Annotated in this window: 21 protein-coding genes; 14 read left to right on the forward strand and 7 right to left on the reverse strand. The window is 57.8% G+C overall.

Features of this window, described 5'->3' with window-relative positions:
* Positions 1–105 precede the first annotated feature (105 nt).
* Complete coding sequence (locus FHG12_RS13090) at positions 106–984, forward strand: transglutaminase-like domain-containing protein (protein WP_139517801.1); 879 nt, start codon at positions 106–108, stop codon at positions 982–984.
* A gap of 171 nt (positions 985–1,155) precedes the next feature.
* On the opposite strand, the gene FHG12_RS13095 is transcribed toward FHG12_RS13090, so the two are convergent.
* Both FHG12_RS13095 and FHG12_RS13100 read right to left on the reverse strand, forming a co-directional pair.
* Positions 1,156–1,764 carry a redoxin domain-containing protein gene (locus tag FHG12_RS13095; RefSeq protein ID WP_139516156.1) on the reverse strand — a complete coding sequence of 203 codons (609 nt, stop codon included), beginning with the start codon at positions 1,762–1,764 and terminating at the stop codon, positions 1,156–1,158.
* Between the two features lie 12 nt (positions 1,765–1,776).
* On the reverse strand, positions 1,777–2,442 hold the full coding sequence (locus FHG12_RS13100; RefSeq protein ID WP_139516157.1) for a 4'-phosphopantetheinyl transferase superfamily protein: 666 nt from the start codon (positions 2,440–2,442) through the stop codon (positions 1,777–1,779).
* Between the two features lie 112 nt (positions 2,443–2,554).
* Between FHG12_RS13100 and FHG12_RS13105 the strand changes: the two genes are divergently transcribed.
* The 11 genes from FHG12_RS13105 (at position 2,555) to FHG12_RS13155 (ending at position 14,731) form a co-directional block, all read left to right on the forward strand.
* Positions 2,555–3,499 (forward strand): WD40 repeat domain-containing protein, encoded by a 945-nt coding sequence (locus FHG12_RS13105; RefSeq protein WP_139516158.1) that lies wholly within the window; start codon positions 2,555–2,557, stop codon positions 3,497–3,499.
* Positions 3,496–4,500, forward strand: coding sequence for a DivIVA domain-containing protein (locus FHG12_RS13110; RefSeq protein ID WP_139516159.1), 1,005 nt, complete (start codon positions 3,496–3,498; stop codon positions 4,498–4,500). Before FHG12_RS13105 ends, FHG12_RS13110 begins: the two co-directional genes overlap by 4 nt.
* A gap of 88 nt (positions 4,501–4,588) precedes the next feature.
* A complete protein-coding gene (gene folB, locus FHG12_RS13115) occupies positions 4,589–4,954 on the forward strand; it encodes a dihydroneopterin aldolase (protein ID WP_139517802.1) in 366 nt (121 codons plus the stop codon).
* Between the two features lie 222 nt (positions 4,955–5,176).
* Positions 5,177–5,716, forward strand: coding sequence for an RNA polymerase sigma factor (locus FHG12_RS13120; RefSeq protein ID WP_139516160.1), 540 nt, complete (start codon positions 5,177–5,179; stop codon positions 5,714–5,716).
* Between the two features lie 6 nt (positions 5,717–5,722).
* Positions 5,723–6,559 carry a HEAT repeat domain-containing protein gene (locus FHG12_RS13125; RefSeq protein ID WP_139516161.1) on the forward strand — a complete coding sequence of 279 codons (837 nt, stop codon included), beginning with the start codon at positions 5,723–5,725 and terminating at the stop codon, positions 6,557–6,559.
* Between the two features lie 95 nt (positions 6,560–6,654).
* Positions 6,655–7,428, forward strand: coding sequence for a DUF4097 family beta strand repeat-containing protein (locus FHG12_RS13130; RefSeq protein ID WP_139516162.1), 774 nt, complete (start codon positions 6,655–6,657; stop codon positions 7,426–7,428).
* Between the two features lie 59 nt (positions 7,429–7,487).
* Positions 7,488–8,198, forward strand: a complete 711-nt coding sequence (locus FHG12_RS13135; protein WP_139516163.1) for a DUF4097 family beta strand repeat-containing protein — start codon at positions 7,488–7,490, stop codon at positions 8,196–8,198.
* Between the two features lie 221 nt (positions 8,199–8,419).
* Positions 8,420–8,815 carry a BlaI/MecI/CopY family transcriptional regulator gene (locus FHG12_RS13140; RefSeq protein ID WP_139516164.1) on the forward strand — a complete coding sequence of 132 codons (396 nt, stop codon included), beginning with the start codon at positions 8,420–8,422 and terminating at the stop codon, positions 8,813–8,815.
* Positions 8,815–11,493 carry a M56 family metallopeptidase gene (locus FHG12_RS13145; protein WP_139516165.1) on the forward strand — a complete coding sequence of 893 codons (2,679 nt, stop codon included), beginning with the start codon at positions 8,815–8,817 and terminating at the stop codon, positions 11,491–11,493. The genes FHG12_RS13140 and FHG12_RS13145 overlap by 1 nt, the downstream gene beginning before the upstream one ends.
* 223 nt (positions 11,494–11,716) lie before the next feature.
* Entirely contained in the window at positions 11,717–14,266 is a 2,550-nt protein-coding gene (locus FHG12_RS13150) for a DUF5916 domain-containing protein (protein WP_139516166.1), read from the forward strand.
* Between the two features lie 69 nt (positions 14,267–14,335).
* The gene (locus tag FHG12_RS13155; RefSeq protein ID WP_230471114.1) at positions 14,336–14,731 is read left to right on the forward strand and encodes a VOC family protein; all 396 of its coding nucleotides are present in this window, start codon (positions 14,336–14,338) and stop codon (positions 14,729–14,731) included.
* 91 nt (positions 14,732–14,822) lie between these two features.
* On the opposite strand, the gene meaB is transcribed toward FHG12_RS13155, so the two are convergent.
* From meaB to FHG12_RS13175, 4 genes are all read right to left on the reverse strand, one after another.
* Positions 14,823–15,803 carry a methylmalonyl Co-A mutase-associated GTPase MeaB gene (gene meaB / locus FHG12_RS13160; protein WP_139516168.1) on the reverse strand — a complete coding sequence of 327 codons (981 nt, stop codon included), beginning with the start codon at positions 15,801–15,803 and terminating at the stop codon, positions 14,823–14,825.
* A gap of 79 nt (positions 15,804–15,882) precedes the next feature.
* Positions 15,883–16,986: a WD40 repeat domain-containing protein gene (locus FHG12_RS13165; protein WP_139516169.1), complete on the reverse strand. Its 1,104-nt coding sequence runs from the start codon at positions 16,984–16,986 to the stop codon at positions 15,883–15,885.
* A 107-nt stretch (positions 16,987–17,093) separates the two neighbouring features.
* Positions 17,094–17,633: an NUDIX hydrolase gene (locus FHG12_RS13170; protein ID WP_139516170.1), complete on the reverse strand. Its 540-nt coding sequence runs from the start codon at positions 17,631–17,633 to the stop codon at positions 17,094–17,096.
* Between the two features lie 82 nt (positions 17,634–17,715).
* A complete protein-coding gene (locus FHG12_RS13175) occupies positions 17,716–18,447 on the reverse strand; it encodes a L,D-transpeptidase family protein (RefSeq protein WP_230471115.1) in 732 nt (243 codons plus the stop codon).
* Positions 18,448–18,631: 184 nt separating this feature from the next.
* On the opposite strand from FHG12_RS13175, the gene FHG12_RS13180 reads away from it, so the two are divergent.
* Positions 18,632–19,780 (forward strand): NAD(P)/FAD-dependent oxidoreductase, encoded by a 1,149-nt coding sequence (locus FHG12_RS13180; protein WP_165699395.1) that lies wholly within the window; start codon positions 18,632–18,634, stop codon positions 19,778–19,780.
* A 97-nt stretch (positions 19,781–19,877) separates the two neighbouring features.
* On the forward strand, positions 19,878–20,324 hold the full coding sequence (locus FHG12_RS13185; protein WP_139516172.1) for a DUF4174 domain-containing protein: 447 nt from the start codon (positions 19,878–19,880) through the stop codon (positions 20,322–20,324).
* A 3-nt stretch (positions 20,325–20,327) separates the two neighbouring features.
* Here FHG12_RS13185 and FHG12_RS13190 read toward each other — a convergent pair whose 3' ends face one another.
* Positions 20,328–21,119: an SDR family NAD(P)-dependent oxidoreductase gene (locus FHG12_RS13190; protein WP_139516173.1), complete on the reverse strand. Its 792-nt coding sequence runs from the start codon at positions 21,117–21,119 to the stop codon at positions 20,328–20,330.
* Positions 21,120–21,188 lie beyond the last annotated feature (69 nt).

Below are 21,188 nucleotides of genomic sequence, written 5' to 3' on the forward strand. Positions count from 1 at the left end.
CCACACGTGTTAAATAAAGGCAACCGACGGTGGTGATCCCGCGTCGGTTGCTTTTATTTGCCCCTTCCGCTTGCTGCGCACTGCGCGGAGCCGCTTACCCACTACATGACCAACAAAGAAATCAAAGCCCTCATCTCACTGCTCGACGATCCGGAAATCGCGCCGCAGATTCATGAGCGTATCCAGACGCTGGGGGAAAGTATTATACCGTTTCTGGAAGAGTCGTGGGAGGAAAGCCTCGATCCGCAGCAGCAACAGCGCCTCGAAGACCTGATTCACCATTTGCAGTTTGAAGGCCTCCAGCAGCGCCTGCGCGTATGGCGCGATTCGGGCGGCGAAAACCTCTTGGAAGGCATGTGGCTGCTCAACTCCTTTCAGTATCCCGACGCCGATTTGCAGGCCCTGAACCGCGCCGTCGAGCAGCTGCGCTTCGAGGCCTGGACGCTGCTGCGCCCCGATATGCACCCCGCCGACCAAGTGCAGGCGCTCAACCACGTCATGTTTAAGGTGCACAAGTTCTCGGCCAACACGCAGAACTTTCATTCGCCGGCCAATTCTATGCTCCATCTGGTGTTGGAAACACGGCGTGGTAACCCCTTGACACTCTGTGTGATATATTTGTTGGTTGCGCAGCGCCTAAACCTGCCGATTTACGGCGTGAACTTGCCCAACCTGTTTGTGCTGATGTATCAGTCGCCGATCCCGAAAGTCGAGCCTTTTTACATCAACTGCTACAACCGTGGCCTAGTACTATCGCGCACCGACATCGAACACTACGTAGCGCAGCTCAACCTCACCTCCAACGACATCTTTTTCGAGCCGTGTTCGCACCTCGACATTGTGCGTCGGGCCCTGCGCAACCTGATGCTGAGCTTCGAGAAAATGCAAGAGCCCAGCAAAGCCATCGAGGTCGGCAAGCTGTTGGCTATTCTGACGGACGAAGCCGGCCCAACTACCGACACGGAGGAATCGGGTGAAGAATAAGGTTCGCATCGCCTATTGGGTCCTGCAAACGCCATATCAACAGAAACAAGAGCAGCACAAAAAAGCCAGCCCCGCGGGGCTGGCTTTTTTGCGAACGGGTATGGCTATTGACGCTTGGCTGCTGGAGCTGGGTTGTGGAGAGGTGAAAGGCCACTGCCCGGTGCGGCGTTTTTAATTTCGTTTGATAAGGCAGCCGGCAGCACGCTTGTCGGTGACGCCTACTGGGCGGCCTGCCAGCACATTATCCAGCGCCTGAGCTAAATAACGCTCTTTTACATAGCTTTCTACCTGCGCGTTGTCGTCGATGGCGCCTTTGTAGCGCACGGCAAACCCATCGCCGGCGGGCTGGAGCAGCACCACTTCGGGCGTTTTGGTGGCGCCCAACAGCGTGCTTACTTTCTGGCCCTCGTCGGTGAAATAACCCAGATTGTCTCCCGAGGTCTTTATCGTAATCGCCTTTGAATCAGTGGGTTCACTAGAGGATTCTAAGTTGATAGGCGTGTCGATAAACAAAAACTGCACGCCTTGTCCGCCGTATTCGGAGGCGAGCGTATTTAGCCGGCCTTGATAAAGCTTGGTGAAAGCGCAGTTTTGGTTGATAAACACCACCACCACTGCTTTTTTGGAAGCGTAGCTGCGCAGCGCCACCTCGGCGTTCGTGACGCTTTTCAGGGAGAAATCGCTTACGGTGCGGCTACCCTGCGCCCGCGCCGTGCCGATGGCAACAGTGCAAAAAAGCAAGGCAATGGCAGCCACTACTGAGATTCGGCGAAAGGACATGGAAGAGCAGGATTAAGCAGGAGGAAAGGAGTCGGTTTCGACGCAATACGTAAGCACGTATTGTTCGGTCAGGCGCTGGTAGTAGATCTGGTGTTGGCTGCGGAAGTTTTCGAGGAGCAGGTGCCCCGTCAATACACCTGCCTCCCGCAGCCCAAACGGGTCGAGCCGAATTTGCTCTTTGAACACCAGGCCCCGGCGACTGTGCAGCTTATAAAGCGTCTCTTTGGCACTCCAATAGAGACTGTATTTCGTTGCGTCGTCGCCAGCATCGGCTCGCTCGGTTTCCGATAGAAACCTGGGAGCCAACTGTTGCGCTTTGGTTCTAACTAATTCAATATCTGTGCCAACCCGCCCGCGCGGAGCTACTACTGCGGCCACCCACTCGCCCGAATGCGACAGCGACACGGCAAAATCCGGCTGGCCGTCGAAATGAGGGCGGCCGTTGGCATCGTTGCGCAGGAGCGCTGGGGGCAGATTAAGTTCTTGCGAGAGCGTGTGTGCCAGCGCCCGGCCGGCCCACCATTGCGTGGCCCGCGTTTCGTCGCGGCCTTCGGGTTGCAACTCGGCGTAGCGCTCGGGGTAGGGCAAAAGGGCCGCCAGTTCGGTTGAGGGCTCCGTCAGCTGCCAGAGGCCTAATACGGCTTGGTTGGGAAGCGGCGTGGCGGAGTGAAAGGGCATGAGGCAAAAAATAAATCAAGAAGCAGCGTGCCCGGTTGTAGTCGGGGCAAAGCACAAAACGGCTTGCTCGTCAAAACTGCCGTAATTTCGGCCCAAATCCTAACCCTACGGCATGCCTTCGCTTTTTCGTTTGCAGGTGCAAAAACTAGCCGCGCTCACCGGGCACCGCGACTGCGTGTACACCCTGGCCGGCGACCCCGATAAGGCCGCATTTTACTCGGCCGGCGCCGACGGCATGGTGGCCGTATGGGACATCGACAAGCCCGAACGCGACGGGGAATTGGTAGCCAAAGTCGAAAACTCGGTGTACGCCCTGCAGTATTTGCCCACGCGGAATCTGCTGCTGATCGGGCATAATTACCAGGGAATTCAGGCGATTGACTTGGCCGAAAAGAAGCTGGTTTTTGCCACTCCGCTGCCGCCCGTCGCCATCTTCGATCTGGCATACTCCGAGGCTCGGCAGCGCCTGTACGTGGCGCTCGGCGATGGCACGCTGGCCGTGCTGCGGGCCGCTGATTTCAAAGTCGAGAAATTGCTGCGCCTGTCGGATAAAAGCCTGCGTTGCTTGGCGTTGCACGAAGAGCGCAACGAGCTGGCCGTGGGCGGTAGCGACACGCTGGTACGCATCCTCGATGCCGATTCTTTGGCGCTGAAACACACTTTGGAAGGTGCCACCAACTCCGTTTTCACCGCCGCTTACTCACCCGATGGCCGCTACCTGCTCACAGCCGGCCGCGACGCACACTTACGAGTATGGGAAGTGGAAAGACAATATGCTGAATATCAGTATATTGTGGCGCACATGTTCACCATCAATCACATCGCCTTCAGCCCCGATGGCACCTACTTTGCCACCTGTAGCATGGATAAGTCCATTAAGCTTTGGGATGCCGAAACGTTCCGGCTGCTACGCGTGATCGACCGGGCACGGCACGCCGGGCACGGTACCTCCGTCAACAAGTTATTTTGGTCAGGACGCCAGAATCGGCTAGTTTCGTGTAGCGACGACCGCAGCCTTGCCGTGTGGGAGCTCCTGGTCGCACCCCCCGCCTTATGAAGATTACCGCCCTCGATATCCGGCAGAAGACCTTTGAAAAAGCCTTTCGCGGCCTCGACAAAGACGAAGTACAAGCCTTCCTGTTTACGCTCTCGCAACAATGGGAGCGCATGGGTGACGAAAACCGCGAACTGCGCCTCAAGCTCGACCACGCTACCCACGAAGTGCAAAAAATGCGCGAGGTAGAAACGTCGCTCTACCGCACGCTCAAGACCGCCGAAGACACCGGCAACAGCATCACCGAGCAGGCCCAGCGCGAAGCCGAGCTGCGCATCCGCGAAGCCCAACTCAAGGCCGAGCAGCTGCTTTCGGATGCCCGCCAGAAGGCCCGCGCCGTGGTGGAAGATGCCTACAAACAGGCCGAAAAGACCATTGCCGAAATGCAGGCCGAAGTCAATGGCTTAGGGCAGGAATGCCAACGCCTTGAAAATCAGATGGATGGCCTTGTGCGCGATTTGCAGCGTCTGGCTTCCGATACCCTCGATAAAGTAGAAAAAGCGAAAGCTCGACCAAAAGCTTCGGTTGCGTCTATCCTTTCCCGTGCGGCCAGCGTAAAGGTGAATAAACCCGATTCTTCACCCGAAACTGATTCCGCCATGTACGTAGGTTCTGCTTCCACATCCTCGGCCGCAGCCGTAGCCGGGGCTTCCGGCGCTGCTGTTAACGGCGGCGTGGCCCAACCCGAAGCCCGGCCCATCGGCCCGCAGCCGGGCCGCAATCCGCAGCCGGGGCAGGAGCCCAATCCGGGGGCACCCTCGCAAGTGCCCGGCCCCGAAATTCGGCCGAGTTCACCCGACGAAAACCCCGGCAAATCCGATCCTTCCCGCATTTACCAGCCCGAGCCTTCGCGCATTCCTGACCCGACGGGGCCCAGCATCGAGCCCACGGCGCCTGATATTCAGCCCATTGGCCCCGGTCAACCCGAAATAGCCCCGCCCGCACCGAGCCCTGGTTTTGCGGCCGCTGTGGCTACCGAAAAGTCGTTCTTCGACGAGATCTAATTGTACTTACCAGAAACCAACCGGCTGTCCTTCGTGCCTTAGAAGGACAGCCGGTTTTGTTTTGCAGAACCTTTGATACACTATGGAAATCGGCCAGATTGCGCTGGAGGGAATGGAGTTTTTTGCCTTCCACGGCTACTACGACGAAGAGCAGAAAATCGGCAATAAGTACGGCGTCGATCTCTACATCGAAACCGATCTGCACGCCGCCGGTGCTTCCGATAAGCTGCAAGCCACCGTGAACTACGAAGTGCTTTATAAAGTAGTGGCCGAAGAAATGCAGGCCAAAGCGCGCTTGCTCGAGCACCTCGGCCACCGCGTCATCGACCGCATTTTTAAAGAGTTTCCGCACGTGCACTCGGTGAGAGTGAGCGTATCGAAATTCAACCCGCCGCTGGGCGGCATTTGCCACCGGGCCCGCGTGACGCTGGAGCGGGCACAGCGTAAGTTTTAGTTTTGTAAAATATTGATAACCAAATAATTATGTTTAAAATAAGTCAATTTTAAACGGGTTTGTTTTTAACCGCTGCAAAAAGCCAGGCTAATTAGGTAGCCTGGCTTTTTGCGCTTTATAGCTGGGTTGGGCAGCGTCGAAAAAATATTTAGAAGTCGTTGTAACCAATGGTGAAATTGGCGGTACTCCCAGCAAAACCAACCCAAACGCCCCTTCTGACCCGTGCATAGCGTAAGCGACGAAACTCTAATGGCCCAGGTGCGCAGCGATGAGCTACGCTGCCTGACGCCGCTCTTCGAGCGCTACCACGGCCCGATTTTCAACTTTCTCTACCGCCTCACCAACGACCGCGATACCAGCGAAGACCTCGCCCAAAACGTGTTCTACCGCATTCTGAAATACCGCAACAGCTACCAGCCGCCGCAGCCGTTTCGGGCCTGGATCTACCAGCTGGCCCGCAACGTGCACGCCGATCACTGGCAGCGCCAACAGCAGATGCGCACCTCCGACATTGACGTGGTGGAGCGAACCGGCGCTTTCGGCAACGCGGCGTACGCTCAAATGGCTACCGTCGATCGGCAGCAAGGCTTGCAGGAGGCGCTGGCGCTGTTGCCACCCGCCCAGCGCGAAATCTTGGTGCTGCACCGCTACCAGGGCTTCGATTACGAAGAAATAGGAGAAATGCTCGGGTGCTCGGCGGGCGCGGCCAAGGTAAAAGCGCACCGGGCACTCCAGGCGTTGCGCAAAATATATTTCGCTTAACTCATTATGGACCAGTCCCTTCCTATAGATCCCTGTGCTGAGGTTGCCGACCAGTTGGTCGACTATGCCGAGCACAACCTGCCCGAAAAGGAGGCAGCGCGCATTGCCGCTCACGTGGCCCAATGCGCGGCCTGCCAGCAGGAAGTGGCCGAAATTCGGGCCCTAACGGCCGAATTTGAGGCCGTGGTGCCCGGAGTGCCCAGCACGAAGTTGCGCACCAATTTCCTGGCGATGCTGGCCGAAGAAGAAGCCACGTTGCAATCGGCGGCTCCAGCCCCAAAAGCCGAAGGGAAGCAGCGCTGGCTGACTTTCGACGCACCGGTTGCGTGGATGCGCATTGCGGCCAGCATCGCGCTGGTGGCGGCCGGTGTGCTGCTGGGCTTGCTGCTCGGGCCGGCTAAGAACGGCGCGCAGTTAGCCGCTTCCGAGGCCCCGGCTGATAAGTCGGAGCAGCTGGCGCAGGCTCTGAAGATTGTGCCGACGCCCGCCGTGTCGGCCAGCGACCGGATCCGGTTGGTGAGCCAGTCGCCGGGCAAAGTCGAGCCGGGCTCGCCGGCGGTGCAGGTGCTCATCAACACGCTCAACTTCGACCCCAACCCCAATGTGCGCTTGGCTGCCTGCGAGGCGCTGTTTCGCCTGCGTGCCGACCCGCGGGTCGGCGAGGCCTTCGTCCAGTCGTTGCCTATCCAAACTGATCCGAACGTGCAAATCACGCTCATCGAAATACTGGTGGAGCTGAATGAGCGGCGGGCAGTGCCGCAACTCGAACGGCTGGCCAAGCGCCGCGATGCCCTGCCCGTAGTGCGCAAGCAAGCCGAAGCAGGTATTGGGATATTGATCTGATAATCAAACACATATAAATAACAAGGTTTGCACTAGCCAGAAGCCGCGGTTCTGGCGCCGACCGCCTTTTGCTCAAAAAATAACCTCTCCCTCATATGAAAAAGTCCCTCATTCTGGCTGCGCTCGCGTTTCTGGCAGCCAGCACTTCCTTGCAAGCGCAGGAATACAAGACCAAGCTCAGCGGCAAAGACCGCAAAATCGTGATTGACATGCAGGGCGGCGACGTGACTGTGGAAGGCTACAACGGCGACGAAGTAGTCATCAGCAGCAAGGGCGACAACGCCTACGAAGAGCCCAACAAGCGCGCCGACGGGCTGCGGCCGGTGTATAACACGGCCATTGACAACACCAAGCTGGGCCTCGCGGTGACCAAAACCGATAACACCCTGCACATTGCCAAAGCCTCGCGCAACGATGCGGATTACGTTATTCGGGTGCCACGCCAGTCGAATTTGGTGTTTAAGCAAAACGGTTGGAACGGCGGCGACCTGACGGTGCAGAACCTCGATGGTAGCCTAGAAATAGCCATGACCGGCGACAATGCCAAGCTGATGAATGTGAGCGGCCCCGTGGTGGCCAACAGCGTGAGCGGCGACATTACCGTGCGCTACTCCACGATGCAATCGCAGCCTAGCTCGATCTCGGTAGTCAGCGGGGATCTTGACGTGACGATGCCGGCCAACACCAAAGCCAACCTGAGCCTGCGCTCGGTATCGGGCGAGATCTACACCGACTTCGACCTGGCGCCCAACAAAGGCGATCTGCACCGGATAGGCGGCCAAACCATCACGGGCAACATCAACGGGGGCGGAAGCGCTGTATCGCTCAAGACGGTTAGCGGCGACATATTCGTGCGCAAGGCGAAGTAACTGGTGTTTTTGCCAAAAATTTGTATCATTCACTAGGTCAACACTTTAGCTTTCACGTCATGTCGCGTTTCCTCTCTCTTATTTTCCTGGGGCTGCTGTTGAGCGTTGCCCAATTGGCTACGGCCCAAAAAGTGATTGAAAAGCAGGCGCCCGTGAAGGCCGGCCAGCGGGTATTCCTCAATCTGAAGCAGGCGACTAACATCCGGGTGCGGTCTGGCTCGGGCTCGGAGGTGACGGTGAAAGCCAGCGTGACCATCAACCAAGGCAAGCTCAACGATGCCCTGCTGCTGGCCGTGGACCGCACCGGCGAAGAAGTAACGGTCGCTTCGAGCTTCGACGAAGCGCTGTTGCAGACGGGCCAGCCCAGCGACTGCCCCGGCAACGGCGGCACCAACTGGAGCCAGAACAAAAACGGCAAAAGCTACTCGGTGTGCAGCGACATCCAGTTTGAGGTGACTGTGCCGGCCGGTGTTGCGTTGCGCATCAACACCATCAGCGGCAACATCGAAATAAACGGCGTTACGGCGCCCATCGAGGCCAAATCCATCAGTGGCTTCGTCGATGTAAGCTGGCCAGCGAGTCAACACGCGGAAGTCGCCCTCAAAACCATCACCGGCGAAGTATACACCGACCAGGAAATTGCCTTTGTCAACCGCAAGGAAAACCCCGGTCCGGTGGGCTACCAAGTGCGCGGTACGCTAGGCGGCAGCGGCCCGCTGGTAAAGCTCGAATCCATCAGCAACGACATTTACTTCCGGAAGCGGAAGTAGCGGCGAAGGGCGTTGGGCCTTCCGGGCCGATGCTGCGGGCGTCGAGAGGTGCTTAACCTAAGGAAAACGAATCGTAAACTAAATGTTACCTTTATATAAATAATTGATTATCAATATCTTATATAATAAGCAAAAAAATCATTTGGGAAACACTTGCATCTACGATAAGCTTCGTATATGTTTGGTATACGAAAGTCTTCGTATACCATAACCTCATCATTATGAGCAAGTCACCTCCCCCCAAGCCAACCGAATCTGAGCTGGAGATTTTGCAGGTATTGTGGCAGCACGGCCCCAACACCGTCCGTTTTGTAAACGACCAGTTGAGCCAAAAGCGCGATGTGGGCTACACCACCACCTTGAAGCTGCTGCAACTCATGCTCGAAAAGAACCTCGTGCACCGCGAAGACGACTCCCGGACCCACGTGTACCGCGCCGCGGTGAAGGAAGAAGAGACGCAAGGGGTTCTGCTAGACCGCTTTGTAGAAGCCACGTTTGGCGGCTCGGCTATGAAGCTCGTGATGCAGGCGCTCGGCAACCGCAGTACTTCTAAGGAAGAGCTGGACCAAATCCGCTCGCTGCTGAACGAAATCGAAAAGCAAAAAGACGAAGAGTAATGAACTGGCTCGAACATTTTTTGTCGCCGGCATTGGTGCGCGCCTTGGGCTGGACACTGGTGCACTCTATTTGGCAGGGTGCCGTGGTGGCGCTGGCCCTGGCGGGGTTGCTGCTGCTGTTGCGTCGGCACAGCGCACAGGTGCGTTATGCCACGGCCGCTGCGGCCCTGGTTACGTTGCTGAGCCTGGCCGTCGTGACCTTCGGGCGGCATTATTATGTCGCGCTGCGCCAAGATGCCGTGGCCGCCTCGGTGGCCGCCGCTGCCAAGGCCGAGCCAGTCGCTAGCACTTCGCAAGCCTTCACCCAAGCAACGGCCGCGGCACCCATAACGGCTGCTTCGGCTGCCGAAACCCCGACTACGGGCATTCGGGCGTGGCTAAACTATTTCGACCAGAATATCCCCGTGATGGTAGCGGCTTGGCTGCTGGGCTTGCTGGCCATGATGCTGCGCTTACTGGGCGGCCTGGCTTACGTGCAGCGGCTGCGGCATTACCGCGTACAGCCGCTCGCCCCGGAGTGGACGGCCCGCATTGCGGTACTGGCCGAGCAGGCCGGCGTACGGCAGCCCATTGCGCTGCTGGAGTCGGCGCTGGTGAAGGTACCACTGGTGGTAGGGCATTTGCGGCCGGTTATTTTGCTGCCTTTCGGTACCGTAACGGGCCTGAGCCAGAGCTACATGGAAGCCATTCTGGCCCACGAGCTGGCGCACATTGCCCGCCGCGACTACCTGATGAACCTGTTGCAGTCGATTGCCGAGATTCTGTTTTTCTACCACCCAGCCGTGTGGTTCGTAACGGCTTGCATGCGTACCGAGCGTGAAAACTGCTGCGACGATGCCGCCACGGCCCTGGTCGGTGGCGATCCGTTGCGGTTGGCGCGGGCCTTGGCCGCCCTAGCCGAATTAGGGCTTGAGCGTACGCCCGCTGCGCGGCTCGCGCTCTCGGCAGTAGGCCCCGATGGGTCGTTGCTGGGTCGGATTCGGCGGCTGGTGCAGGGCCGTAGCGCCCCGACTTTCTCCGAAGGCTTTATGGCGGCTTGCGTCGTGCTTTGCGGGCTGGTACTGCTGACCACGGCCGTGGCCATGGCTGACCCTCGACCGCTATTGACTAAAACCGGTACTCTGGGCAAGCTCAGCAACCTTCCGTTAGGCCAAAAGCTCGCAGAGGAATGCACTGACCTGCCGCTTGTTGCTACGTCGCTCGCACCATTGGCCCAGACGGAGCCGCTGGCGCCGGTTGCTGCCGCGTCTCAACAGGATGGTGATAATGACGGCGATAAAGACAAAAACAAAAAGCGCAAACGCACCGAGCGCGTGGTAGTTGTGAATGGCTCGCGCCGGTCGGGTGGCACGGTGGTCATCGAGAAAGATAAGAAAGGCCGCATCACGGATATGTTCGTCGACGGTGAGCGCGTGGAAGGCGTAGCGTCTGGCTCAAAAAGCAAGACCACCCTTAGCAAAATCAAAGACGACAAAGGCGGCAAGCGGGTAGAAGTGGTGAAGGTGGTGCCCAACGGCAGCTTCTGGTCGAAGGACGGCGACAACTTCACGTATTTCTACGACCCCAACTTCAAGCGCAACTTCACCTTCCGCATTCCGGCCGGCGACCAAGCCGAAATCGAGCGGTCGGTGCGCCGGGCTCAGGCCAATGCCGACGCCGCCACGCGTCGGAGCCTGCAGAACCTGCGCCTGAACCAATCCTTCACCTACAGCTTCCCCGGCGACCAAACGCCGGAGGATGCCAACGAACTGGCCCGCCGCGCCTTGCGCCAAGCCGACGAGGCCCTGCGCCGAGCCGAGCAAGCCGAGAAATCGGAAGAAACCCGCGCTCGACTGCGCGAGGAGCGTGAGCGCATCCGCGAAAAACAGGAAGAGCTGCGCGAGCGGTTGCGGGAAGAGGAAGAATCTCGCCGCGACAGCGACGAAGCCCGCCGCGAAGTGGACGATGAGCGTCGCCGCACCATAGATGAAAGCCGCCTCGCTATCGAAGAAAGACGGCGCGAGCTGGAAGAAAAACGGCGCGATATGGAGGAAATGCGTCGTGACCGCGAAGCGGAGCGGGCTGAGCGCGAGCGCCATCGGGCCGACGAAGAGCAGAAGCTCAAGCAGGAGTTGGTCAAAGACAAATTGATCACCGACACCCGCAATTACGAGTTGACGCTCACGGCCAGCGAAATGACGGTGAACGGCAAAAAACAGCCCGAAAGCATCCATCAGAAATACCTGAAGCTCTACGAAGCACGCACCGGCCACAAGATGACCGGCTCGTCGATGTGGCGGGCGCGCGAAAACAACGACAGCCGCTCGTCGGAAACTCCGCCCACCCCGCCGAAAGCTCCGCAAGCGCCCAAGGCTCCTCGGCCACCTCGTACTCCTCGGTCCTCGGGCTCTCAGGTAACGCCGCCCACGCCGCCTGCTCTCGAAGCTCCCGCTGCGCCTGCAGCGCCTCCGGCTCCAACGCCTCCTACGGGTGATGTAATTATCAATCGGCCAGCTACTTATACGGTAGAGGTGGTAAACTCGGAAGTGCTGAACAAGCTGAACGAGCACGTAGCGCTGGTGCAGCTGACGTCCAGCAGCCAAAGCCAGACGCTGGAAAATCTCAGGCAGTATCGTCGGCTGGTGAAATCGAACGCAATTAAAACCAGTTGCCCAGACCAAAACCCAAGCAACGAATAAGCTTTTCGTTGGCGAAAAACCGGCTTTCTATCCAGGGAAGCCGGTTTTTTTATTCTTTCTAGTCGGCAAGGCAACCCTTTGCGGGCTGGGTTCATCTATTGCCTTATCTGAATATTGTTTTTGATGAGGAACCGCGGCAGAGTAGGGAAGTGAAGTTTGAGCCCGTAGGTAAAGATTTGATAATCAATTGTTTGTAAGTTTTATCCCTAGCTGTTCTGCCGCGATGCGTGCGTGCCTGCTTTTCCTCTGCGGACTTCTCTGGTCTGCCACCGTGGCTACGGCCCAAACTTCTCCGGCGTCGGCTACTACCACGGCGTCGGCCATGGCGCCCAAGCGGCAGCTAACGGCCCTGCGCATTACGCAGCCCATCAAAATCGACGGTGCGCTCGACGAAGCCGCGTGGCAGGAAGCGCCCGTGGCTACCAAATTCATTCAGGAAAAACCAAATCCTGGCCTGCCCGAAAAGCTGCCTACCGAGGTGCGCGTGCTCTACGACGATGCCGCCTTATACATCGGGGCTGTGCTGCACGATGTGTCGCCCGATTCTATCATGCAGGAGCTAAGCCAGCGCGATAATCTGGAGAATACCGACTTCTTTGGGGTGTTCATCGATACCTACCACGATCGGCTGAATGGGTATGGCTTTCTTATTACGCCCGGCGGTGTGCAGCTCGACTCGCGCTACTCGCCCGCCGGGGGCGAAGATTTTGGCTGGAATGCCGTGTGGGAAAGCCGCACGAGTCTGCGCGGCACCGACTGGATCGCCGAAATTCGCATTCCGTACTCGGCCATTCGCTTCAGCAAAGCCCCCGAGCAGCTGTGGGGCCTCAATTTTATGCGCCAGCGCAAGCGCGACAACCAGCGCTTCTTCTGGAACGAGGTGCGGCCCGCCGTCGATGGCTTCGTGAACCAATGGGGCGACCTGACGGGCGTGCGCGACATCAAGCCGCCGTTGCGCCTCTCGCTCACGCCCTACGTGTCAGCCTACGTCAACCATTATCCCTACCACCAGCAAGGCGTGCGCAACACGGACATGTCGTTCAACGGGGGCGCCGACATCAAGTACGGCATCAACGAAAGCTTCACCTTGGATGCCACGCTGGTGCCCGATTTTGGCCAAACTCAAAGCGACAACGTGGTCCTGAACCTTTCGCCCTTCGAGGTGCAGTACAACGAAAACCGCACGTTTTTCACCGAAGGCACCGAGCTGTTCAACAAAGGTGGCTTGTTTTATTCGCGCAGGGTAGGGGCCCAGCCGATGGGCTTTTACGACGCGGAAGGGCAGTTGCGGAAGGGCGAGCGCGTGGTCAGCAACCCCGGTGTTTCACGGCTCATTAACGCCACCAAGGTTTCGGGCCGCACGAGCAAAGGCTTGGGCATTGGGGTCTTCAATGCCGTGTCGAAGGAGATGTTTGCCACGGTGCGCGACAGCCTCAGCGGCGACGAACGCCAGGTGATGACCCAGCCGCTGAGCAACTACAACATCGTGGTGCTGGACCAGTCGCTGAAAAACAACTCCTATGTGAGTTTGATTAACACCAATGTCACGCGTGCGGGGCAGGTGTACGATGCCAACGTGACGGGCGGCTTGTTTCGCATTGCCAACAAAAAGAACTCTTACGCCGTCGATGGGCAGGTAGTGTATTCGCGGCGGCGCGGGCAGGCATTTGCCAGCGAAGCCCCCATCGACAACAAAAATGGCTACAAATACTTGGTGGGCGTGGCCAAAATTGCCGGCAACTTCACCTGGCGCCTGAGCCAAAGCATCACTTCTAATACCTACGACCCCAACGATTTGGGCCTCCTGTTCAGCAACAACGCCATCACGCAGGTCGCCGACTTTTCGTACAACAAATACAAGCCGTTCTGGAAGGTCAACAACATGTACACCTACTGGGGCGTAAGTCAGTCGTTGCTCTACAAACCAACTCGCTACCAAGATCTTAGCGTTTATGGCGGCGGCAATACCACGTTCACCAAGTCCTTTATTACGGTGGGTTTCAACGTGGATGCTTCGCCGGCTACGCACGACTTCTACGAACCGCGCGTCGAGCCGCTGGGGCGCTACTTTGTGCGCAAACCGGCCAACGTGGGCGCCAACGCCTTCATCTCCTCAGATTACCGCAAAAAGATAGCCTACGATGTTTCCGCCGCGATTCGTGGGTACGCCCACGACGGCAGCCGCCACGGCCGCGATGGCTACGGCCTGAGTTTTTCGCCGCGCTACCGTGTGAGCAATCAGCTCACGTTTCGCTACAACTTCGACTGGCAGATGCAGCGCAACCAGATCGGATTTGCCGGGGGCCTCAACGGCGACGAGCCCCTGGATAGGGTTTTTTATGACCGGGGCGATATCATGCTGGGGCGCCGACGGGTAGTGACGGTAACCAACACACTATCTGGCTCTTATACCTTCAACAACCGCATGTCACTTACCATCCGGACGCGCCACTACGTGAGCACGGTGCACTACCGCGACTTCACCCGCCTGCTCGACGACGGCAAAGAAGAAAGCATAGACTACCGCCGCAACCGCGACACCAGCTTCAACGCCTTCAACGTGGACGCCGTGTATGCGTGGTGGTTTGCGCCGGGCTCGCAGGTCAGCATCGTCTGGAAAAACGCCGGCTCGTCGTCCCTGATCGCTGATGAGGCCACACCGCAGTATTTCCGTAATCTCAATAATACGGTCAATACGCCACACAATAACTCTTTGTCAATCAAGGTGTTGTATTATATCGATTATTTGATGCTGAAGCCCAAGCGCGGCTAGAGCGACCGGTAGTCTATCCGTAAACCCGTTCGGGCGTAAGCTCGTCTAACTGCATTTATACTCGCATTTATGGCTCAACGCATCGCCCACGTAACGCTAGTAGTGCGCAACTACGACGAAGCAATTGCCTTCTACACGCAAAAGCTAGGGTTTGAGGTGGTGGAAGATGTCGCGCAAGGCGACGGCAAACGCTGGGTCGTGATTGCGCCCGCCAATTCGCCTTCTACCAGCCTGCTGCTAGCCCAAGCCGCCTCCGACGAACAGCTTCAAGCAGTGGGCAACCAAGCCGGCGGCCGCGTATTTCTGTTTCTGCACACCAGCACGTTCTGGGACGACTACCACCGCATGAAGGCGCAGGGGGTGACGTTTCTGGAAGAGCCGCGGCAAGAACCCTACGGGGATGTGGTAGTATTTCAGGACTGCTACGGCAACAAATGGGATTTGCTCGGCCCAAAACCCGCCTAAATAAGCAGCCTACCTAATCATAATAAATCCTCAACCGGTCGTGCTGAGCTGTACTCTGCACGACCGGTTGAGGGTTTTTGGTGCGCTGTTTTTAACTGAGCCCTAGCAACTCTTCGGCCGCCCCGAATGCTGATTTACGACCGTCCATGACTTGCTGACGTAGGCTAGGAAGCTGTTGCTGGACAGCGGGTTGCGCATAGAAGCGTTCTTCCAGCGCCTGCCGGACCGTTTCGTAGAGCCAATGCAGGTTTTGCTCTTGCCGGTGCTTCTGGAAATATCCGTTTTGTTGGGTGTGTTGCACGTACTTCTCCACCACTTGCCACACTTCGGGCACACCCGCGCCGGTAAGCGCCGAGCTGGTCGTCACCTTGGGGCTCCAGCCGGAAGGCCCTAGCGGAAACAGGTGCAGGGCACTGCGGTATTCGCCTTTGGCGCGGCGGGCAGGCATTTCGTTGCTGCCATCGGCTTTGGTAATGACCACTGCATCAGCCATTTCCATAATGCCTTTTTTGATGCCTTGTAGCTCGTCGCCGGCACCGGCCAGCATGAGCAGCAGGAAAAAATCGACCATGCCGTGCACGGCTGTTTCGCTCTGGCCCACACCCACCGTCTCGACGAAAATTACGTCGTGGCCTGCGGCTTCGCAGAGCAACATTGCCTCGCGGGTGCTGCGCGCGACGCCGCCCAAGCTGCGGCCGGCCGGCGAGGGCCGAATAAAAGCCCGCTCGTGGGCGGCTAGCTGGTTCATGCGCGTTTTATCGCCCAGAATGCTGCCGCCGCTGCGTTGGCTGCTTGGGTCGATGGCAAGCACCGCCAAACGCTTGCCCAGTTGTCCCACAAGGTGCAAGCCCAACGCTTCGATAAAGGTGCTTTTGCCCACTCCCGGCACGCCCGTGATGCCCACGCGCACCGAGCGGCCGGTGTGCGGCAACACCTGGTCGAGCACTTGCTGCGCCAGTGCCTGATCGGAAGGGAGCGTGCTTTCGACGAGCGTAATGGCGCGGCTCAGCAAGATGCGATTGCCGGCCAAAATGCCATCGGCGTACTGATCAACGGAGAAGCGTTTGGGCATGAAAACGAGCGTGAGCAGCAGGCACCGTTGTTTAGGCAGGAAAGGAACGGGTTGCGTGCGGTGCAAGCTAAAGCTTGCGCTACATTTTTCCGGGTTCGCGGATGAAATTAGGCAAGCCCAGCTTGCTGCGCCGGCCTCCCAGGTTGAGGCCATTGTCTACGTAAGTACACGCCGCACCGGCCGCATTGGGATTTTGAATGACCGCCAGATACGGGTTGTCTTCGCGCGCCACGTAGATTTTGCCATCCGGAGCGAGTTGCAGCGAGCCTACCTTCCGGTTTTTAGAGCTGCCGATGGCTGTCACTTTCTTAGTTGCCAAGTCGATCTGCCAGATCTGAGCGTTGCCGCCACCGGTACCGTTGCTGGTGCCGTAGAGCTTGGTGCCGTCGGGCGAAAACTCGACGCCATACGCTTCTTCATAAGGCCCAAAGGAGCGCGGCTTGCTGACCACACCCGTATTGGTGTCAAAATCAAACACTTCGAACTTGTTGCTTTCGCGCCAGATGGCAGCGGCCAGCTTGGTGCCGTCGGGCGAAAACTTCATGCAGCCGATGGCATTGCGGCCCGGCCCGGCGTGCATGGTGCCCACGTTGCTCATGATGGGTTTGGCCGCTACGCCATCGGCCGTGACGAGGTAGGACACAAAAGCGTTCGAGTTCCACCGGTGGCCCACCACCCACACATCACGTCCGTTTTTGTGGCGCACGGCGGCCAGCTTTTCGGCTACTGGTGTGATTAGCAAGAGGTTAGCGCGCGGCACGTCGCCGAGGCCGTTGTCGCGGGTCATGTCCACTACCGAGTAGCGCATGCCGCCGCTCCGGCCCTGAAAGTCGGTGGTGAACACGTAAAAGATGTTGCCGCTGCCCGGATCGGGAACGATCACGGCGCCTTGCGTGCTTTCGGGGCCGCCCATGATCTTGCGGCCGTTGGGCATGGGTTGGTGCTGGCGGTTGAAAATGGTGCCTCCGTTGGTGTAAAACAGCAGCTGACCGCGGCTATTGGTGGCCACGGCGCAGTTTTCATAGCTTACCATTTTGCCATCCAGCAGCGGGGTAGGGGCGCCGTTGGCGAAGCTCAGGCCGGCTTGCCCGCCAAAATACCAGATGGATTGCTCGCGCTGGGCATGTACAGCCGCTGGCAGCGCCAGCCAAAGCAGCAACAGAAGAAAGGAAATTCGTTTCATAAGCTCAGAATTGGGCGGCAAATTAAGCAACAGCGCCAATGCCGGGATAAAACGGAATTTCGTGCCAGATTGGTGTAAACATCGGGACATGGGCCTTCTCCAAGGAATCAAATCTTCCACTTCCCGGCCAGCAACGGCACAACGAGCGGCCGAATGATGCGGTAGCTTAAGCCCCACAGCCGGTATTCGCCCACGCGGTAGAAAGCAATCTGCTGAGGATCAGGCCAGTTTGGAAACTGCACCAGCTCTTCGCCGTGCGTAGCCGGGTCAGCAAGGTGCCGGACTGATACTTCCAGCACTTCCGCGATTTCGTGCTCCATCCAGCGCCACGCCTCGGCCGGGCGAGTGATGCGCCCCAAAAAGGGCGTTACGCGAAACCCCGACGCGTTCGTCGAAACGGCAGGAAGTTGCGTGAGCACCTCTACCGAAGTAGGCGGCAGGTGAATTTCTTCTTCGGTTTCGCGTAACGCCGTGGCTAGCAATGAATTGTCTTCCGGGTCGCGTTTGCCACCGGGGAAGGCAAGTTGCCCGCCGTGTACGCCAAAGTCGCCGCGCCGCACAAGCACCAACTGCAAATCACCGGCTGCGTCGCGGTACACAGGCACCAAAACGGCCGCTTCCCGAAAAGTGGTGTAAATGGTTGACAAAGGAAAGCTGAGTTCAGATTTTTAAACGTAATATACTAATTATCAGTAAGTTGCGGTAAGGTGCTTTCAAATAAGCAAGTTTTCACTCAAAAGCATATAGCCCCGTAGGCTGTACCAGAACCTTTGGCAAGTCATGGTGTTTTTCAAAATATTGATAACCAGGTTGTAAGCTTTGCCAAAAATAATGGTGGGCATGGTGTTGATACGTAGTCAAATTCTCATCGCGTAACTCAAACGGGAAAATGTGCACGGGGATCGTCGCCTGGCCAGCATTGCGGGCTTCTACGGCCAGCACATATACCTCTTCAATCAAGGCATCGGTAATGGGCAGACAGCCAATGGTTTGGTCGGAGCCATGGATGAAAATATCGCCGCCGGGGTCGGAGCCGCTTAGGAGCATGTCGGAATTGTTTGGGTAGTCAAGCCCCAGCGACAGATGGTACAAACTGTTGGGGTTGAAGCGGTTGACTGAATAAAATCCTTCGGGTACCTGGCCATCGCCGGCGCAGCGCTTGGGCCCTAAGGTGCCTGAGGTGCCCGCAATAAAGTACGTGCGCAACAGTTGAAGCTGAGCGTCACCGCGGTTGCGGCCCCACACTTCCAGCCGCCGCCCGATTTTGAAGGCGCGCACGAAAATTTCCAACTCCGAGGCCCTGATGCCATGCGAAACCAGAAGCCGTTGCAACTCTGGCCATTTGGCGGCGTACGCGGCCCGCACCCGCGGATATTGCAATTGTTGCTCCCGAAACGAAGGCGCGCTCGAACGGGCGCCCAGAGTTGCCAACAGGCCCAGGGCCAGCAGAAAATAACGCATAGAAGAGGTGTTGCCGCAGCATTCCCAGCCTGCAAAATACAGCGGGTGCCGCAGCCAAGCCCGAACGCTGTGCAGTATTAAAATAGTATAATATTCTATATCGTAATTTTTTGAGCGCCAACGCACGTGGCTACGCTGCAAAATGAGCCGAGTGTATCTTTAAGCGTTCCTCTAACTATTGCCTTTGAACCAGCACTACGACGTCGTTATTATTGGGGCGGGACCAGCGGGCACGGCTTGCGCTTTGGCCCTGCAAGGCAGCGGTTTGCGCGTGGCGCTGGTAGACCGGAAGCAATTTCCGCGCGATAAAATCTGCGGCGATGCTATTCCGAGTCCGGCCCTGAAAGCCATCCGGCAGCTTTCGCAGGCTTGGTACGACGAGCTGTTTGAACTGACCACCAAAGCCGAAACGCGCAACAGCCGCCTGGTAGCCCCCAACGGCACCGAAATCGTGGTGCAGTGGAAAGCACGTACGTTCAACAGCCCCCGCCTGCACTTCGACCAGCACCTGCTTTCGATGGTAAAACGCCACACAAAGACCGAAGTGCTGGAAAATTTCGGCGTTAAGCGTCTGGAAATCAGTGCGCAGCAAGCCACAGTTTTTCCTTCTGCCCAAGCCGCGCCGCTGACGGCCGCACTCGTGATTGGGTGCGACGGAGCTAACTCCGTGGTGGCGCGCCAGCTCACCAACCGTACGCTCGACCGGACGCGGCAGTGCGCGGCAGTGCGGGCGTATTTTACGGGCCTAAGCGAGTCGGATGAGCAAACCAGCGAGTTCTTTTTCCTCGACGAATACCGCTCCGGCTACTTCTGGATTTTTCCGGTGGGGCAGGGTGTGTTCAACGTAGGTTTCGGCATGCTTTCGGCCCAAATAGCGGCCCGCAAGCTGGATTTGAAGCAGGTACTTCGGCACCTGACCCAAACGCATCCGCGGCTGGCGACCCGTTTTGCACAAGCCAAGCAACTCTCCGATATTCAAGGGTTTGGCCTACCGTTGGGCGGGGTGCAACGCCCTATTTCGGGCGCGCGTTTTCTGCTGGCCGGCGATGCCGCCGCGCTCATCGATCCGCTGCAAGGCCACGGCATCGACAAAGCAGTCCAGAGCGGAATTCTGGCCGCTCAACAAGCTGTGCGCTGCTTTCAAACGCACGATTTCAGTGCCGCGCAGTTGTTTGAATATGATCGCCAAGTGCAGACGCACATCGGCAAGAAGCTAGCGCGCAGCTACCACCTTATGCACTTTCTATCGGCGAAGGCGTGGCTGGTAAATGGTGCCTTTCGCTTCGGACGGCACCCGTTAATTAAAAACCTGCTTCTGAAAGCCGTGGGGTAACTAGTTGATTAATAAATACTTGCAAAAACGGCTTTTCCTGCCACTTCGCGCCACCGATTGCGTAAAGACACAAGGTGCACTTCTAATCTGAGCCTTAATGTATATTGCTTTCGTTCGCAGTCTGTTGTTGGCCAGTGGGTTGCTGCTGCCGTTGGTCGGTTTGGCGCAGGCCGGCAGCGATACCAGCTTGGCCGAAACCCTAAAAGCCAATCGCTGGCAAAAGCGGGTGCTGCTACTCTGCGCGGCTTCTTCCGATCAGCCAGCCCTGAAGCAACAACAAACATTGTTGGCGCAGGATAAAGCAGGCTTGCAGGAGCGCGACATGCTCGTGCTTGATCTCGTAACCACCGAAATGAGCACGGCCGACAAACAGTTTCTGCGCCAGAAATTAGGCATAGCAGAAGCTCCTTTTACGGCCGTGCTCATTGGCAAAGACGGGGGCATCAAGCGCAAAGACACCGCGCCGATTACGCCGCAGCGCCTCTTTGGCACCATCGACACCATGCCGATGCGGCGCCAAGAGGCAAAGGGGAAGAAGCCGTAGCCGCTAGCCGATGCTGCGAATCACGCCGCCATCGACGCGCACCGAGGCGCCGTTGGTAGCCGAGGCCAGCGGGCTGGCCAAGTACACAACCATGCTGGCCACTTCCTCAGTCGTCGCGAAACGCTGGAGCAGCGACGAGGGCCGTGCATTCTGAAAAAACTCGGTTTCGGCCTCTTCCGGCGACTTGCCCTCCGTCGACATTTTTTGCAAAAACTCCTGCACCCCTTCCGAAGCGGTGGGACCGGGCAGCACTGAGTTTACCGTCACGCCAGTGCCCTTGGTGAGCTCAGCTAGGCCGCGTGCCACGCCCAGTTGCGCCGTTTTGGTAGTCCCGTAATGAATCATTTCGGCCGGAATCTGGAGGCCCGATTCGCTGGAAATGAACAGCACACGGCCCCAGTTTTTGCGCAGCATCAGCGGAAAATACTGGCGCGAGAGCCGCACGCCGCTCATCACGTTCACTTCGAAGAAGCGCATCCACTCCTCGTCGGTAATTTCAGCGAACGGCTTGGGCTCGAAAATGCCGACGTTGTTTACCAAAATATCTACTTCAGGCACCTCTCGCAGCAAGTGCTGCACTTCGTCGGCGTGGCCAAAATCCACGGCTACACCGCGCACCTTCGCGCCGCTTACTTGCGCCGAAATGCTGCGAATGGCTTCCTGAATGCGGCCCTCTGTGCGGCCCGTAATGATTACTTCGGCACCTTCGGCGGCCAACTGTTGTGCAATGGCGAGCCCGATGCCCGCTGTGGAGCCCGTAACCAGGGCAATTTTATTGGTGAGTTGCAGATCCATGAGACGTACTTAGCTAGTTGACTTAGCTAAACCCCAAAGTGGCAAATTTGTCTGCGGACCGGAAACTCG

This window comes from Hymenobacter jejuensis (assembly GCF_006337165.1).
Taxonomy (GTDB): Bacteria; Bacteroidota; Bacteroidia; order Cytophagales; family Hymenobacteraceae; genus Hymenobacter; species Hymenobacter jejuensis.

Coding starts and splice junctions, on each gene's coding strand:
- FHG12_RS13100 (WP_139516157.1), bottom strand. CDS start 2,442: ATGCCCTTTCACTCCGCCACGCCGCTTCCCAACCAAGCCGTATTAGGC.
- FHG12_RS13130 (WP_139516162.1), top strand. CDS start 6,655: ATGAAAAAGTCCCTCATTCTGGCTGCGCTCGCGTTTCTGGCAGCCAGC.
- meaB (WP_139516168.1), bottom strand. CDS start 15,803: ATGCCCAAACGCTTCTCCGTTGATCAGTACGCCGATGGCATTTTGGCC.
- FHG12_RS13175 (WP_230471115.1), bottom strand. CDS start 18,447: ATGCGTTATTTTCTGCTGGCCCTGGGCCTGTTGGCAACTCTGGGCGCC.
- FHG12_RS13165 (WP_139516169.1), bottom strand. CDS start 16,986: ATGAAACGAATTTCCTTTCTTCTGTTGCTGCTTTGGCTGGCGCTGCCA.
- FHG12_RS13090 (WP_139517801.1), top strand. CDS start 106: ATGACCAACAAAGAAATCAAAGCCCTCATCTCACTGCTCGACGATCCG.
- FHG12_RS13145 (WP_139516165.1), top strand. CDS start 8,815: ATGAACTGGCTCGAACATTTTTTGTCGCCGGCATTGGTGCGCGCCTTG.
- FHG12_RS13095 (WP_139516156.1), bottom strand. CDS start 1,764: ATGTCCTTTCGCCGAATCTCAGTAGTGGCTGCCATTGCCTTGCTTTTT.
- FHG12_RS13190 (WP_139516173.1), bottom strand. CDS start 21,119: ATGGATCTGCAACTCACCAATAAAATTGCCCTGGTTACGGGCTCCACA.
- FHG12_RS13105 (WP_139516158.1), top strand. CDS start 2,555: ATGCCTTCGCTTTTTCGTTTGCAGGTGCAAAAACTAGCCGCGCTCACC.
- FHG12_RS13135 (WP_139516163.1), top strand. CDS start 7,488: ATGTCGCGTTTCCTCTCTCTTATTTTCCTGGGGCTGCTGTTGAGCGTT.
- FHG12_RS13125 (WP_139516161.1), top strand. CDS start 5,723: ATGGACCAGTCCCTTCCTATAGATCCCTGTGCTGAGGTTGCCGACCAG.
- FHG12_RS13140 (WP_139516164.1), top strand. CDS start 8,420: ATGAGCAAGTCACCTCCCCCCAAGCCAACCGAATCTGAGCTGGAGATT.
- FHG12_RS13150 (WP_139516166.1), top strand. CDS start 11,717: ATGCGTGCGTGCCTGCTTTTCCTCTGCGGACTTCTCTGGTCTGCCACC.
- FHG12_RS13110 (WP_139516159.1), top strand. CDS start 3,496: ATGAAGATTACCGCCCTCGATATCCGGCAGAAGACCTTTGAAAAAGCC.
- FHG12_RS13155 (WP_230471114.1), top strand. CDS start 14,336: ATGGCTCAACGCATCGCCCACGTAACGCTAGTAGTGCGCAACTACGAC.
- FHG12_RS13185 (WP_139516172.1), top strand. CDS start 19,878: ATGTATATTGCTTTCGTTCGCAGTCTGTTGTTGGCCAGTGGGTTGCTG.